The 15199-nt window shown below is 38.1% G+C and carries 9 protein-coding genes; 1 reads left to right on the forward strand and 8 read right to left on the reverse strand.

The window, feature by feature from the left end; genetic code table 11:
* Positions 1–144 precede the first annotated feature (144 nt).
* Positions 145–2031 (reverse strand): hypothetical protein, encoded by a 1887-nt coding sequence (locus I6E70_RS09335; protein WP_197174149.1) that lies wholly within the window; start codon positions 2029–2031, stop codon positions 145–147.
* Between the two features lie 217 nt (positions 2032–2248).
* On the opposite strand from I6E70_RS09335, the gene I6E70_RS09340 reads away from it, so the two are divergent.
* On the forward strand, positions 2249–3223 hold the full coding sequence (locus tag I6E70_RS09340; protein WP_010554450.1) for a DNA topoisomerase IB: 975 nt from the start codon (positions 2249–2251) through the stop codon (positions 3221–3223).
* Positions 3224–3271: 48 nt separating this feature from the next.
* Here the strand turns inward: I6E70_RS09340 and pelG are convergent, their stop codons facing one another.
* The 7 genes from pelG to I6E70_RS09375 are packed head-to-tail and all read right to left on the reverse strand — an operon-like array spanning position 3272 to position 14928.
* Positions 3272–4636 carry an exopolysaccharide Pel transporter PelG gene (gene pelG / locus I6E70_RS09345; RefSeq protein WP_197188581.1) on the reverse strand — a complete coding sequence of 455 codons (1365 nt, stop codon included), beginning with the start codon at positions 4634–4636 and terminating at the stop codon, positions 3272–3274.
* Complete coding sequence (pelF, locus tag I6E70_RS09350; protein WP_165722858.1) at positions 4624–6141, reverse strand: GT4 family glycosyltransferase PelF; 1518 nt, start codon at positions 6139–6141, stop codon at positions 4624–4626. The genes pelG and pelF overlap by 13 nt, the downstream gene beginning before the upstream one ends.
* A complete protein-coding gene (locus I6E70_RS09355; RefSeq protein ID WP_197188582.1) occupies positions 6134–7117 on the reverse strand; it encodes a HEAT repeat domain-containing protein in 984 nt (327 codons plus the stop codon). Before I6E70_RS09355 ends, pelF begins: the two co-directional genes overlap by 8 nt.
* Positions 7114–8412 (reverse strand): PelD GGDEF domain-containing protein, encoded by a 1299-nt coding sequence (locus tag I6E70_RS20860; protein WP_007584806.1) that lies wholly within the window; start codon positions 8410–8412, stop codon positions 7114–7116. The genes I6E70_RS09355 and I6E70_RS20860 overlap by 4 nt, the downstream gene beginning before the upstream one ends.
* Entirely contained in the window at positions 8409–8924 is a 516-nt protein-coding gene (locus I6E70_RS09365; protein WP_007584808.1) for a hypothetical protein, read from the reverse strand. Before I6E70_RS09365 ends, I6E70_RS20860 begins: the two co-directional genes overlap by 4 nt.
* 14 nt (positions 8925–8938) lie before the next feature.
* Positions 8939–12220 carry a tetratricopeptide repeat protein gene (locus I6E70_RS09370; RefSeq protein ID WP_197188583.1) on the reverse strand — a complete coding sequence of 1094 codons (3282 nt, stop codon included), beginning with the start codon at positions 12218–12220 and terminating at the stop codon, positions 8939–8941.
* Positions 12220–14928 (reverse strand): endo alpha-1,4 polygalactosaminidase, encoded by a 2709-nt coding sequence (locus tag I6E70_RS09375; protein ID WP_024591498.1) that lies wholly within the window; start codon positions 14926–14928, stop codon positions 12220–12222. Before I6E70_RS09375 ends, I6E70_RS09370 begins: the two co-directional genes overlap by 1 nt.
* Positions 14929–15199: the final 271 nt, after the last annotated feature.

Below are 15199 nucleotides of genomic sequence, written 5' to 3' on the forward strand. Positions count from 1 at the left end.
GGACTAATCCAATATTAATCATGTTGTTGAGTATAAAAGAGGTAGTAAAGTTAAAAGGTATTGAATAGAGGTTAATAAAGGATAAAAAAATGCCACCTAATTTACAAGGTGGCATTAATACTAATAATCCAGAGTTTAAGTTAATTAACCCTTTGGCTCGGGAGATAAGTTTTCTTCTTGTCTTAAATACCCTGCAGCTTCTTCGTCATCTTTAGCTATCGCTTGCTGAGTAGGTATAGCACGCGTTTGCTGGTTTAATTGATGTATTTGTGACGCATTACCTAAATCACGCTCACTGGTGATTGAGGCGATAGATTCACGGTCTTTCAAGAACGCGATAACGTCTTTTTTGATTGCTTGTAATTGTCCTTCGTCTTTATGCATTTCCATAATATGGCGAGGATGTTCAAGATTTTTCATACCTGTTGCTGCAAACGTAGTAGAAATAACACGAGAAACAATAATCCAAGGCGTTATGCTACTGCGTACTAAAGTATTTTCTGAGCGAGTACTATCGTGAATACCAGTACCTGTTGATATTTTAGACTCAGTAAATGTGCCTTCGCATTTAAAGTACACTAGTAGTGATTCAAACTGCATTTCAGCAAAAAATAGATGAGCTGTATTTGTAAGCAATTGCGCAAATGCTTTAATAAGTATACCTATTAGCAATAAGTGAAAGCTTGTCATTAATAGCTCACTAAATTGAATAACATGTTGGTTATTAAATGCTTGTTTAAAGCTACTAATATTTGCAGCGTCAACGTAATGATAAATATTAATAAACGAATACGCTAAAAACACAGTAAATGCTAACGCTACAATATAAAGCAAGTTACCACTTACTAAAGCAAGTAACCTTGCTAGCGTAAAGTTTTTACCTAAGTCTATTGAGTGCAGTTTAGGTTGAATCTCTTGGATCATTTCACCTTTAAAACCGCCTTTACCTTCAATTTGTTCTTGAAGCTTAGGATCTAATTCGCGATAAACTCTGTTAGGTACTTCTTTATAACGACGGTTAGCCATTACTAGGTTGTCTAGGTTTATAAAAATTTCGTCTGGATGAACAGACTCTTGCCAGTTTTCACGTAGTTCTGATACTTCAGCAGAAGGGGTAACTGCATTTAAACGCGCTTTAATCATAATAAAAGCAATTGCGCAGCTCAGAGTGGCTAATACAATAATCGCAATTAAGTACATGCCAGCATGAAGACTAGGTAGTTGCTCAATCCAGCCATCTATTTCTTGTTTGCTAATGTGTTGTTCTTTCATCAGCCATGACATCGAAAGGCCAATAGCGATTGGTAGAATAAAAGATAAAGAAATAATTTTAGCGAGTGCACCGGTACCAAGTGCTTCAATATTTTTTTCAGCGTTCCTAGAAATAGGTTTACCCGTAGAGCGCCACGAAAAAAGCACGTAGAACATTAATATGGCACTATAAACAGGAAATGCTAATTCGCCTGCTTCACCGGTAAAACCCGATAAAGATACAAATGCCACAAGGCCATAAGCAATAAGTGCAACAAGGGTACTTACCCATGAGCCAAATAAGCGCTGAGCAACATTACGAATAGGATAAGGTAGGAATAATAACTTAGGGATTAAGCTGTGAAGTAAACGTGATAAAAAACCATTAGGCTCTTTAAACGTACTGTTTTTACGACCAACCAGCATTTCTTCGAGTGATTGCGCGGTGTAGGCTACTTCTTTTTGTTCTTCTTGGGCGGTTGATGCTTGTGATTTGCTGTAGTTATAAGCAAGTGAAGTAGGGTGGTTTCTGCCTACAAAATATTTAAGAGTTGCATAAATACCACTTGAAAGTGAGCGAATGCCGAATGCTAAAATAAGCATGCCAAACACCATTAAAATCCATCCAGCGGTTGTATCTTCTTTTACTGAGCCCGCAGCAATAACAAGTAAACTGATACCCGCTATAGACTCAATGAGTCCTCTTACAGCTGTTACTTTACCTTCAAGTTTGAAGGGGTTTTTTAGTCCAAGATCAATCGATCCATAATCAAAAGCCATTGAATGCTCCTTTTAAACAGCATGCCCAATTAAGGGAGAATATAAGCGTAGTTATAATAACCATTATATATATCGTATTTTTGTTTTTGCTCAATTTTTGATTATATATCAATAAAGTCGTTCAGTTTAAGGTTATTTTAAAGTGGTACATTCTATGCTTTGAAATATAAGCTTAAGCGAGTTAACAATATCTCTTTTAAATGCTTGAGGAGGAATGATGGAATTGATTTACGTTGATGATAGTTTGCCCGGAATTACCCGAAAGCAAAAAAACAAACATTGGCAGTATTTTGACCCAATAGGAAAAATAATTAAAGAGAAGGCCGTTATTGAGCGCTTAAATTCACTCGCGTTCCCGCCTGCTTATAAAAGTGTATGGTTTTGCCCTGAAGAAAATGGGCATATTTTAGCAACAGGTTACGACAGTAAAGGACGAAAACAGTACCGGTATCATCCACTATTTACACAACAACAAGATGCTAAAAAGTATCAAGCTTGTAGTGTGTTTGGACATAAGCTGCCGTTACTTAGGGCTCAATTAATGGAAGCATTGCAAGGTGATGAGCTCGATTATGAACGTACTTTAGCAGCCATTGTTAGATTAATGGATTTAGGTGCTTTACGGGTGGGGAATGAACGTAATGTAAAACAAAATAAAAGTTTCGGAGCGACAACCCTAAGATCAAGGCATGCAAAATTAACAGGTAAAAATATTAGATTAAAATACCGTGCAAAGTCAGGCAAAGAAAGGGAAGTAAATATAACGGATAAAGCATTGAGTAGTGTTATTAAGGAACTTCAGGACTTACCCGGCCAACACTTGTTTCAATATATAGAAGGGGGGGAGCGCTCTAACGTTACCTCTACTGAAATCAATCAGTATATTCAAAATATAATGGGTGAAGAATTTAGCGCAAAACACTTTAGAACATGGCGAGCAAGTGTGATTGCTTTTAAAGAAGTGTATGAAGCAAAAGGCGCTATTACATTAAAAACAATGCTTGATGAAGTGTCTTCAAAGCTTGGGAATACGCCAACAATAGCGCGTAATTCTTATATTCACCCTGATGTTATTGAGCTTTGTAAGAAAAATGAATCAGAACAAACTCATTGGCGCGACAATTTTAAATTACCCCGTAAAACAAAGTATCTTAGTCGGTTTGAGCGCGGTTTATTAGAGTTTTTAACGTAACGATAAAGGCTGTAGCTTACAGCCTTTATGCTAAGTTTTTATATTATGCTATTGCAGCATAAACGTTTCGTATTCTAAATCTTCAAATTGTTTTGAAAGCCAAAACAACCCTACTACCGAGGTAATAATAGTCGCTAATGCAAAGCCATAGCCATAAAACTGCGGTCCAAAAGCAATTGATAACAAAGTTAGAACAACATTGATTACTAAAAATAACCCCGCTAAAAATAGCACTGTTGAGCGTTTATCTAAATAAAACAAAATATTTAAAATAGATAAAAATATAACTTGTACCCCTACACCGACTACATCAATAAATAAAAGCGTTTTATAGTTTGGATCAATGCCAATAAAGGTAAGTATTTGCTCACCCCATAATAATAAGCAGGCAACGGTAATACCTTGAATTTTAAATATATCGTATAAACCGGCACGTGCAGTTTGGATCATATTGTCTTTTAATATGTAGATCTCTTCAAGAGATGAGCCACCACGAATAGCTGTGTAAAAACGGTCGTATTCTTCTACAAAGTCGGTTTCCATTTTTACTAAAAATACTGCCATACCGGGAATAATAGACAAATAGGCTAAAAATATAGGTAAGTCGTAAATTGGGCTAGCTCTTAACGTGCCAATAATTTGAATTGATGTGCTTGGCGAATACCAAAAAATGATTTTATCAGCCCACACACCAATGTTATAAAACAGACCACAAAAGAATAGGCTGTAATACACTTTTTTATTGCTTAAAAAGTCAAAGCTTATAAGTTTTTCACCAGGATAACGGCGAATAATCATAAACAAAAAGCTAAAAAAGAGCAGAGCTTCGCCTGCAAAAAACGCAAAAAATAAGCCATCTAACTGCCAGTCTCTTAATAAGTATGCAAGTAATACCATAAAGGCGTAACCACTTAGCATGGTTATTAAAATTAACCGGTATTCTTTCATACCCGATAGAAAAATAGCGCCAAGCCACTGATTACATAAGCTTACAAAGGCACCTAAAATTATAATCTTAGTAACAACGGGTATAGGGAGCATAGGCCATACAGCTAAGCCGACTAATAGAGCAGCTATTGTTGTTACAAGCTGTGCACCAAGTAAATTAGGGAGTACTTTTGCCTCTTCTTTTTGAAAAAACAAATCGGCAATAAACCGAGTTAGTAATAACTGCAAGCCACCCGTTAAAATAAGTGAGGCGGCCATCATGTAGGTAACAAGTGTTAAAAATTGAATAATAAGTACTTTAGGTAATACAATTCCTAAACTTAAAATACCAATTAGCATTAACGCTACAATAGAGAGCAGCCAGGGGCCTGAGCCTATTAAACCTGCGTAGCCGTATGCTTCAAAAACTGAGAGCAGGGTATTTTTTTTGAGAATTTTTCGTATCTCAAAACCTATTCCGGCCATGCCATTGTATCCTTATAAAGTTTATCGTAACGGGCAAACATGTGGCTCTCGTCATAAAATTTTTGTACGCGGTCTAAACCACTTTTTTGATACTCAAGCCAAGCTTGCTCATTTGTTAGCATGTTTGATATTTGTTGTGCTGTTTCGCTAGGTGAAGCAATTGAGACAACTTCACCGGCTTTACCTAATGCTTTATCTTCATCGGTTCCGCCTTCGATTATTTCGCGGCACGAGCCAACATCACTAGCAAGTACAGGCACACCGGCCGCCATTGCTTCTAAAAGTACTAAAGGCTGCGCTTCGGAAATCGAGGTTAAAGCAACAATTCCGAGCTTAGGCAAAATTTTGGTAATATCTTGCATACCTAAAAACTTAACACTGTTTTGTAAATCAAGGCTGCCTACAAGTAGTTCACACTCTTTGTAATATTGCGGATCTTCTTCATAAGGGCCGATGATCCAGCCTTCGACCTCTGGTAATATCGATTGCGCTTCTTTAATCGCACGTATAAAGGTTTTAATATCTTTTATAGGCACTACACGTCCAATTAACCCAACAACCGGTGGTATCTGTTTTGGACGCTGATCAAGCGCTTCAATAAAGCGCACTGTTTTAATACCATTAGGTACAACAAATGCTTTTTCTGGCGCTGCACCATCTTTTATTTGGCGCTGCCTATTACCGTCGTATAGCGAAATGATCTTATCTGCTTCTTGGTATGTTGTTCGGCCAATTTGCTCAAAAAAGCTGATCCACATACGGCGAATAAAGCCCATCTCGGTATTTAAGTTTTTACCTAGGCTTTGCTCAGACTCTTTGATCCAACTGGCTTGAATAAGATCTATTTTTCTCTCTTTGGTGTAAATACCATGTTCGGTCAACAAAAAGGGAGTATCGCTTATTACACTGGCACCAGATCCTAAAATACCAGCATACCCGGTAGATATTGAGTGAATAAGTTTAACTTTTGGAAGTCCACGTGCAATTTCGGCTATTTTAAATAGCGGTTTATATAAATTGCGGTATGACCAAAAAAAGTCAATAAAAGAGGATTCATCACAAAAAGTTGAATAGTAATTAGTGAGCACTTGCCACGATGATTCACTATATAAAAAGTCAGCTTCGTTAATACCGTCTTTTTTAGCCAAAGTTTCAAATGCAAATTTTAACAATTCAGTCGGGATAGGCTCGTTACAATCTCTAAAATAATTTTGTAGTTGTTGCCAGAAATCAAAGAGCTCTTTTTTATATTTAACGCCATGCTTAGCTTTTATTTCAGAAGTATCATTTTCCACTAAATAATGAACATGCAGCTTGGTAACGTTTTCAGGTAAAGTATATTGAATCTCGCCATAATGCTCTGGTGCTCCACCTATAAAAACAAGCTCAAAGTTATAATGAGGTAACCCTTCAATTATTTGATGAACCCAACTAGATACACCACCACGTACGTAAGGGTAGGTACCTTCCAAAAGCAGTAAAATGTCTGCATTTTTATTACTCATGCCAATACTCCTGCAAATGACGTAATTCACTGCCTTTAGGTTGTTCTGGGAGTTCTTTTAAATAGCGTTTACAGTCGTCAAACTTGTTCATACAAAAGGCAACTTCGGCTTTATAAGGGAGAACATGACGCCTTGCCATACCAAACTCAGTTGCTTTAAGTAAGTACTCATGGGCTATTTCGTATTTGTCTAAGGCTAAAGATATACGGCCTAAAAATATAAAGGTTGCAGGTGTTTTAACGTGTTCAACACTTTGCAATGCAAGTGCTTCGGCTTTTTCTAAAACGTATTTACGAAGTGCTCCTTGGGCTAAGCCCAAATAGCTTAGTTCCCAATACAGTTCTGCTAGTTGTTTTTGTAAATTACTCAATTTAGGCTGCTTAGTCGTAACGGCTATTTCTTGCTGATACAAACTGATTTTTTCGTTGAGTTTGGTTTCTTTACCATCAAGGGTTGAGTAGGCGAGTAGTCGAATATCATCTTCTAAATCTTTAAGTGCTAGCTTTAAAATAGGAATAGCTTGTGAGTCACTCATGTGACGAGCTGCCATTACAGCACTTAAACGTTTATTTGGTTCACTCGCGTGCTTCAAAATTGCTTTAAGTCCGCCAATAGAATAGGTCGGGTTTGCTGATATTGCTCTGGCTTCAAAAGGAAGCTCAGGTATTTTATGCTCTTCTATTTCTATCTCGTCGTTTTTGAGAGGTTTACAAAGAGCAAACGTAAGCGCTACTACAACACCTATAATTCCAAGTACTGGTAATGTAAACAATAATAAAAACATGAGTAGCAAAGAGCTATAAGGAGTCGTTTTGTATTTTTTAGGTATAAAAACATAACTAACAATAGCAAAAAGGATGCTAGCAATAGCATGCAATAATATAGCTAAAAACCAATTAGGTGTTTCCAGTACTTCTATTAGTGCAAAGTACTGGCAAATACACCCTAAAATAGCCGCTACAATAATTATAATCATGAAAGTGAAACCAATCTCTTTATATCATCTGAGCTTATTGGTAGTGCAAGTTGTTGCTCAATAACAATATCAAGCTCAGCTAAAGTGTTACCCGTACGCTCTTTACACCAGGTGTTCATTCGGGCAATAAAGCCTGCTTTTTCAAGTTCATCAGCTAATGGCATTAATAGCAGTAATACCTGATTTTGATTATCATACAAATAAATGTCTAAACCACGGCGTGCTTCACTTAAATAACTCATAAGTTGAGTCGATTTATCAGTAATATTATTGGCTTTTATTTTTAGCAGCTGCGATGGAATATTGTATCGTTTTGCTTCTTTATTCGCGCGTTTAACTTGGCGAATAAAGTATGGAGACTCTTCATACGTCATTACTGGGTTTGTTATTTCATGGCGCAGTAGGTCGCCAATATGCCCAGCCATAACAGCAAGTAGTGTAAGAGTGGTATTTTTAAGCGCAAAAAATTGTACTCTTTCAACTAAAATAGCGCCATAAATTGTATTATTTACGTCGATAAGTGGGATTGCCATATGGTATTTACTTATACCTAACGCAGTTTTTGCGTCTTTTACTGATACTAATTCTTTTTCTTCAATCATCGCTAATATAAGAGGATCATTTTCAGCTATTTGACCCATTTGGCCAATAGAGGCAAGTGGTGGCTCTAAAACAGTGTCGTTTTCAACTTTATATAAACCCGCTCTTTCTAATAAACCATATTCAACGAATAGGTCGATTATTTTTTGCGCTGCGCTATCAAGTCTTCTTTCTTTTAATAGCCCGATAGAGGTTCTTACTGCTTGTAGCGATTCACGCAAACTTAACGTATGGCCAGCAAGCATTTGCTCTATTCTATCGTGAGATGAATTAATTAAGTGATACTGACGAGTAAATGTTTCAAGGCGATCGGTTACGTACTCAAGCTGAATACTTTGTTGTTGATTAGTACGTTCCCACACATCCCTAAATTCGCCAGTGATCATAATTACAATAATGTAGCCAATCATGGCGTTAATATTGAAGTCGCTTTGTGGTGATAAAATATTTGCTTGAAGTAAAAAAAGTTGACCAACAAGCAAACATAAAATACTAATAAAGCCTTTTGAAAAGCCATAACGTAGAGAAACTAAAAGTGGGCCAAGTACAGGCCACGAAAACCCTCCCTCAGTCCAAAATGGGTCCTCTGCGTTAAATAATACAGGCAGCCCTAAAGCAAGCGCGGTAAATATAAATACCTCAGCCCATATTTGTAGCTCAGGAACGTCTCTTGGTCTAAGGAAATGTGTTTTCACTCACTAACCTCTATATAAGAAATTAAATCGGCAATCACATCTTGTGCTGTTGCTGCAATGCTATCGCGGCCCCAACCACTTTTAGCAATAGTACCCGTCCAAATCGGCGTTGTTTGTCCATTTTCAGTGAGTGATAATGTAAGTGCAACAACGGGTTCGCCGTCAAGCCCAGCTTTGTAGCGCCACTCTTCAATGCTGCCTGTTAGTACATAGTCAGCTTGTTGAGTGCTTAACCACTGCATAGCATTGTCTAAACGGTATTGATCGTCCAGTGGTGGAAGCTCTTTGGTGTTTACGCGAGGTGCGCGTATAAGAGTTGGTAATTTATTTTGTTGCCAAATACTGGCTAAAATATCTTCAGCACGCTCACCTGCAAGCGGTGTTTGAGCATGATTAACAAGTGGCATTAATGCCACAATTTTTGAAGGGCTAAGCTCTACATCATCAGCAACTCTGCTGGTGGTACATGCTGATAATAGTAATACCAAACACGGTATAATTAAACGAAACATACTCTCTCCTAACATTAAAAATGTACGTAATAACCTAATTGTAATTGTGTATCTGAGTTACCCACTTTATTACTACTTTGGTAACCCAGCTGTAATTTAAATAAATCATCGCCCAGTACAGACCAACCAGCGCCACTTGAAACTGATACATCTACTGTATCGTTAAGTGTTTGATAGCCAGTACTTATATCAAATAACCATGAAGGGCTTGCGCCTAAATAAGGAGGTTCTAAAGAACCAGTTGAAGCAAATGAGGTCCCTAGTGCAAAACGTCTAAATGGTTGAAGGTCAACTCTTAGCGGTCTTGATTCTGTATTTATTAATGCATTTACACGTTCAAAGTCTTGCCACTGTGCACTAAAATAAGCGTTCCAAATTGGGCGGTCTTTTAAAATGCTGTATTGGTAACGTGCATTATATTCTTGGCCATTTATTAGTGAGCTGCCATCGCTTCTTCGAGAAAAAGACATCGCTGCTGCTGATAGCTGTACGTTTTGTCTACCATCAATATTGTAGTTAACATAGGCCGTGGCTTTATCTAGCTGAGCATAGCTAAGTAGCGCTTCTGATTGGCGGTTTTCAACATTATATTCAAGCTTTAAACCTACCTGTGTACGCGAATCCCATTGATAACGAGAGTCCAAGCTAAAACCTTGACGGCTAACTAAGCTGCCTTGGTGAGAATCTATTTTTGCATCAAAATACCAACGACCAAATGTCATCTTATCTTCTATCGCAAACAGTAATCCGTTGTTATCAAGATTTTGCTGATTACTTAAACTTAATTTCCATTGCCCCTTAGCATAAGGAAAATAAACGTTTACATCGTACTGGCTACTGTTTAAACCAGCCTCTGGCGATAGGTTTATTTCAAGCGCTCTAAAATAGGATGCGCGTGCATTTCTGAGTAAACTCAATTGCGATTCATTTGCCTCGCCAGTGAGTTCTTCGTACCAACGTTGCATGGTGGCATAGGGTTGTTTTAAATAGAGTAGGGCGTTTAGCTCATCTAATTTGCTTAGTGAACCTTCAGCTATAAGCTGTTTCGCTTTATTAAATTCGCCGTTGGTCATATAAAGTTGTAGTTTTTGCCATGGCTCTAATTTTTGTGCAGCCCTGCGCGCTAACCACCAGTTTGTTTGGGGCTCACCAATAGTGTCGGGGGCAAGTTCTTCCATTGTGTTTAATTGCATTAAATGAGGAACAGCCATCGCGCCCGCCCAGCGGAACATTAAGCCTCTGTATGCATATTTATCTTTAGGTAAATGTTGCAGTAAATAGTGATTAAGTTCAGCAGCATTTGCATAATAACCAAGTTGCTTCATTACATCGGCTAAGTTAACCAGTGTTGTTAAGTCACTTGGATCTGCAATGGCTAATTTACGCAAATAAAAGTAAGCACTATTATATGATTTTTCGTGAATAGATAAGCTTGCTAATAGCTGGGTCCACGCATAGGAAGGATCGCTTTGAGAATAGCGAGCTAAAATGCGGCTAATCATCACAGTGTCGTGCATTTGCAGCGCTAACCAACCTTGTGCAAGCACAACATCAGAGTCATATTCACTTAATTTAGCGGCGCGGTTTAAAGTTGTATAAGCTGAATTTAAATCACTTTGGGTTTGATACCAATTAGAAAGAATTAACCAAGCAGGGTAGAGGGCTTTATTGTAGCGCTGCTTATCAAGTTCAGCATGAATACGTGCAACTGATTTAGCATCATTTACTTGTGTGCTTAATAATGCAATTTGAATCAATTGACGGTCAGTTTGCGACGCACTTTTCCATAAATAATCAAGAAGCTCCTGAGGCCGACCTTCAAAGCGTAATTGTTGGTAGTGCAACATGTCGCCTACGCTTAAAGGGCTTATTTTTTGTAACTGCTCTAATGCATATAGCTCATGAGCTTTGTCTTGGACTCGCATTGCCATGTCTACATTGGCGCTCCAAAACTCATCGTCAGAACTTTCTTGCTTGCTTTTTAGTACTTGCAGAGCTGTAGCAAAGTCATCTTCTAGCCAAAATGCGCGGGCAATCCAAAGTAAATCTTCTTCATTTTTAGGCCCTTTATATGTAGGCCACAAGACCCTTAAGGCTTTTAAATTACCAGTATCGTGAAGCACTTTTGCTTTCCAGTATTGTGATAATACACTTTTACCATTTATTTGCTCAAAGCGTTCAATATTGTTTAACTCTTGCTTTGTGTTACCAATAAATTCGTTAGCTTGCATCCAATTAGCAAAACCATTGCCTTTCAGACTTCTGTTTTGCGCCTTGTATTCGTATATATCATTAGCATCTTGGTATAAATATAAAGCGGTGGCATCGTTAATACTGTCGGTAAGCATCGCAGGAGTTACTGCTTTGTTAGACATTAGCCATTTAAATTCTCGAAGAGCTTCTTTAGGCTTGTTTTGCCAGCGCTTTATCTTCCAATTTAATAAATGTAGCTCTTTGTCATCTGGGCTCTGTAGTAATAACTGTGCGAGTAATTGTTCTGCCCCTTTTGCATTTCCATTTGCTAAACGCAGGTGCATAGCTTGTGTTAAGTAGTCGGTGTTATTTGGCTCAGCTTTTAATAAGCTTTCAATGGCCTGAGCTGCATCTTCTGTGTTGCCAGCTAAGTTAGCTAAATAAAGGGTGCGTTTAACATCGGCTTGGTCGCCATAGGTTTTCCACCATGCATAAGCTTGAATCGGGTTATTTGCGCCCAGTGCAGTTTCAATCGCTTTAGCTGCAATGCCAGCATTTATATTTATTTTATAAATTGCGAGTGCTTTGTCAGGTTCCCCTGCGCTTAACCAGTAATCGGCTGCAAGGAGTGGCTGTTTATTTTTTTGATAGTACTGAGCAACTTTTGCGTTTAACCCAACTGCTTTTGCAATAGTTAGTATTTGTTCGTTCCAATTTTTATGAGCACCTATTTTTAAAGATAGTTCTTCAAAGCGGTCGTCAATATTAGCCCCGCTTGCTAGCCATAGTGAGTAAAGCAGCTTTATTTCAAGCGTCGCTTTGCGCTCACCTCTAGGTAGTTTTTCAAGCTCGTTAGTGGCTTGTGAATACTCACTAAGCCCTATATGCAGCTCAACTAATTTTGCGCGTAGCTTTTCGTTGTCGGGCTCTGTGTTGAGCGCTGCATTAAGGTACGATTTTTCAAAGGTATAATCTTGTGAAAGTTCATCATCTTCAAAAAATAAGGTGTGAGGAAATAATGCATAAAGTGCAAAACAACTTACAGCTAATATTGCTAATATTGTTTTTACAGAAATTAACTGAGGGCGCTTTTTAACATTCATTATCGAGCGACTCCATTGCAGTTAAGATAACCATAAAATTGACCCTTTGGTAGATTAAAGTGTGTCACATTAGCGCGTGTTACACCTTTAAAGTGCTCACCCAAATTAGATACAAATTCGCAAGAGCGTGCATTCATTAAATCAAGTGAAGCGGGTACCCACGCTTTAAAACTAACAGGCCCGTTAACTTGCCAGTTATTAATAACAACATTTGCAGACGCTAAATAAGGTTTTTTACTATTTTGGCTGTGATCAAAGCTAAGGCGAGCTATGTTATTTATAATATGTATGTAGTCACCTTTTTCAGTTACACCCGATACACCTTCACTTTGAGCTATGTTTGGCACATCAAAATCGGTAGGTATCCGTAGAGTACGAATGTACTTTGAGCTAAATAACCATTCATTATTATTGTTTTTTGCAAGTGCAGAAAAGTAAAAATCTTTTGCTACTTTTGCATAATGGCTTAAATGCACAGGCGTATTTGGTCTTGCTAAAACATAATCTATGTTGTGTTTAAGAGCGTCTAAACCCGCAAGAACTTCGCCTGAGTAAAAGTGATAGTAAATAGTGTAAGGTTTTAACCTATATGGTTTTTCTGTTATTTCGAAAGTTTCAGTTAAACGTCTAAAGCCGTAATAAGGGCCATGCCATAGGTTTGTGTAAACATTTTCATTTAATATGGGGGCATAAATTTGATACAGCAAATCACGCTCAGGTCGGCCAATAGGTGATATATGTGTAAGGCTAGGATTATCGGCATTTACATCAGTGTTACCACCGTTGACATTTAACACACCTGCATCACGAGCAAGTTCAAGTGCTTTAGGACCAGGAGTTGCATCACCAGACCAAAGTATCATCACTGTTTTTTTATTTTTAGGTGTGAGCTTTTCATCAATGTACTTTATTGAATCTGTAATTTCTTTTTTAAGGCTGATAGTGTTGTAGCCAGGTACATCTAGATGAAAACCGTAATCGGTGTCGTCTTCATCTATTTTTTTTCGCCCAGACAGTGCTGTCCAAAAATAGGGGTGACTATAAGTATGCGAAGCAACTTCTACGTAAGGTAGGTTAAAAATACTACGTGCAATGCCTTCAAGTTTGGCACTTTGTTTAGAGTGAATACCGCCTTCTTCAATGTCAGCTTGGATCACAGATGACGTCAAAGGCAGTTTATAGCGTTTAATTATTTCATCTCGAATTACTTCTGCTGAATAAGGCTTACCTTCGTAATGGGCAACACTTGTAAATCCATCTCCATCGATATGCAGCGTTAGCATTCGCCTGCCACTTTCGGTGGTTGTATCTGGCACTAATATAGGCGGTAGTCCCATAGCCTGAGTTAGTAGTGTACGCGGATCAATAACCCATTTGCTGCCTTCCATCGGAAATGTATCAATTAGCCAAGGAGCAACTACGACTGCACCATATTTAGTTTTAGCAGCTTGTACAACTATTGTGTCATCCGATGATTTTATTGTAATTAAAGGAGTCGCATCAGTTGCTAATTTGAGTAAGTATGGTTTAACAATAGGGGGAGGTGTTGTGGATTCTCCTTTGAGCCAAGGTGCAAAGCTATCTTGTTTATATGGACCTTCAGGCAGTGTGTTTAACGACTCAATACCCAAGCTTAATAATAATTTAGTTGATTGTGGTAACTCGCCTAAAATAAGCTCTGGCACCACACCTAAATTAGCTTCAAGCCAATTGGTAAGTGTTGGAGTGTAAAATGCGTCGCTTGAGGTCCACGAAATAATACCAGCATGTAAGCTAGGGTCAACCAAAGGTAAATCGCGCTTTGCCATATCTATGTAATCAGGTATGTACCCCAAATACTCAATCATGGTCGCAAGCTTTAAATGGACGGTAGTGTAAATGAGTGGCTTTACGTTACTGTTGTACGGAATTAGGATGCGCCTAGGCACTGGTGTAATTGATGATGTTCCCCATGTTTGCAGGTGACCATCGGTTACCCATGGATTAAAACCAGCGTCTATAATATTTTGTGCCATAGCGAGGCGATTATCGGGCTTTGCATAATCAATAACTTGGACGTTGAGGCCTAAGTCTTGTGCTGTTTTTAATTGTGCGCTTAGCCAATCTTGGTCGTTTTTGTTGGTCAGTTTATAGCTATTGTCGGTCGGATTAAAGTGGCTATACAAACCCTCAGCAACTAAGTCTTTGGCTAAATTAGCGAGTTTAGGCAATAACTCAAAGCCCCGGTTAAGAATAAGGTGCTTATCAAAAGTCTCAGATAGTGAGCTTATTATGGTGACTAACCCAGCTTGTTGATCGGGTTTACTGTGTGTAGCATCTAATAGCTGATAGCTATCAAGGGTATCTAAAAATAAGCCGCTAAAGCCACGTGCTTTTAATGCCGCAGCGCTATTTGCAATATATTGTTGCCAATGTGCTGATGTTAAATCCGCAATGTGGCTATTCCAGTTGGGGTTTATGCTAAGTGATGACTCACTTTGATTAAACGACTCACCAACACTTAAATAAGCATAAACAGCAATATTACGCTGTTTAAACCAATTAAGTTCGTGCTCAGTCACAAGATCAGGCTGGACTACAACGCGAGAATAAAAGGTCATTTCGGCTAATGGCATCGGCGCTGAGTAGTAAAAAGCGATACTATTATTTACAGGTGCTGAGAATGCATGAGCAGACACTAAAAGTGCAAGGTATAAAATATATTTCATTAATAATTCATTTTTATTAGATTATAACTGTGGCTCAAAGTGATGCGTTCCGATTTTCTAGTTGTTTGGTATTAGTAATATAGGGTTATTATATGTTAATGGAAGTTTAATATCTATATGTTCATTATTTATATGAACCTAAAATCAATACTAACATGAGTCCTGCGTTAACTCATTACATAGCTGGTGATTAGTCGTCTTAGTACGCTATAAAATTAAGTTTAGATCAATGCAGCTGCTAGAACTTTAAATCTCTAATGAAAGAGTGGCA

Source organism: Pseudoalteromonas sp. NGC95 (assembly GCF_015864705.1).
Taxonomy (GTDB): domain Bacteria; phylum Pseudomonadota; class Gammaproteobacteria; order Enterobacterales; family Alteromonadaceae; genus Pseudoalteromonas; species Pseudoalteromonas arctica.

Coding starts and splice junctions, on each gene's coding strand:
- pelG (WP_197188581.1), bottom strand. CDS start 4,636: ATGGCCGGAATAGGTTTTGAGATACGAAAAATTCTCAAAAAAAATACC.
- I6E70_RS09375 (WP_024591498.1), bottom strand. CDS start 14,928: ATGAAATATATTTTATACCTTGCACTTTTAGTGTCTGCTCATGCATTC.
- I6E70_RS09355 (WP_197188582.1), bottom strand. CDS start 7,117: ATGATTATAATTATTGTAGCGGCTATTTTAGGGTGTATTTGCCAGTAC.
- I6E70_RS09365 (WP_007584808.1), bottom strand. CDS start 8,924: ATGTTTCGTTTAATTATACCGTGTTTGGTATTACTATTATCAGCATGT.
- I6E70_RS09370 (WP_197188583.1), bottom strand. CDS start 12,220: ATGAATGTTAAAAAGCGCCCTCAGTTAATTTCTGTAAAAACAATATTA.
- I6E70_RS09340 (WP_010554450.1), top strand. CDS start 2,249: ATGGAATTGATTTACGTTGATGATAGTTTGCCCGGAATTACCCGAAAG.
- pelF (WP_165722858.1), bottom strand. CDS start 6,141: ATGAGTAATAAAAATGCAGACATTTTACTGCTTTTGGAAGGTACCTAC.
- I6E70_RS09335 (WP_197174149.1), bottom strand. CDS start 2,031: ATGGCTTTTGATTATGGATCGATTGATCTTGGACTAAAAAACCCCTTC.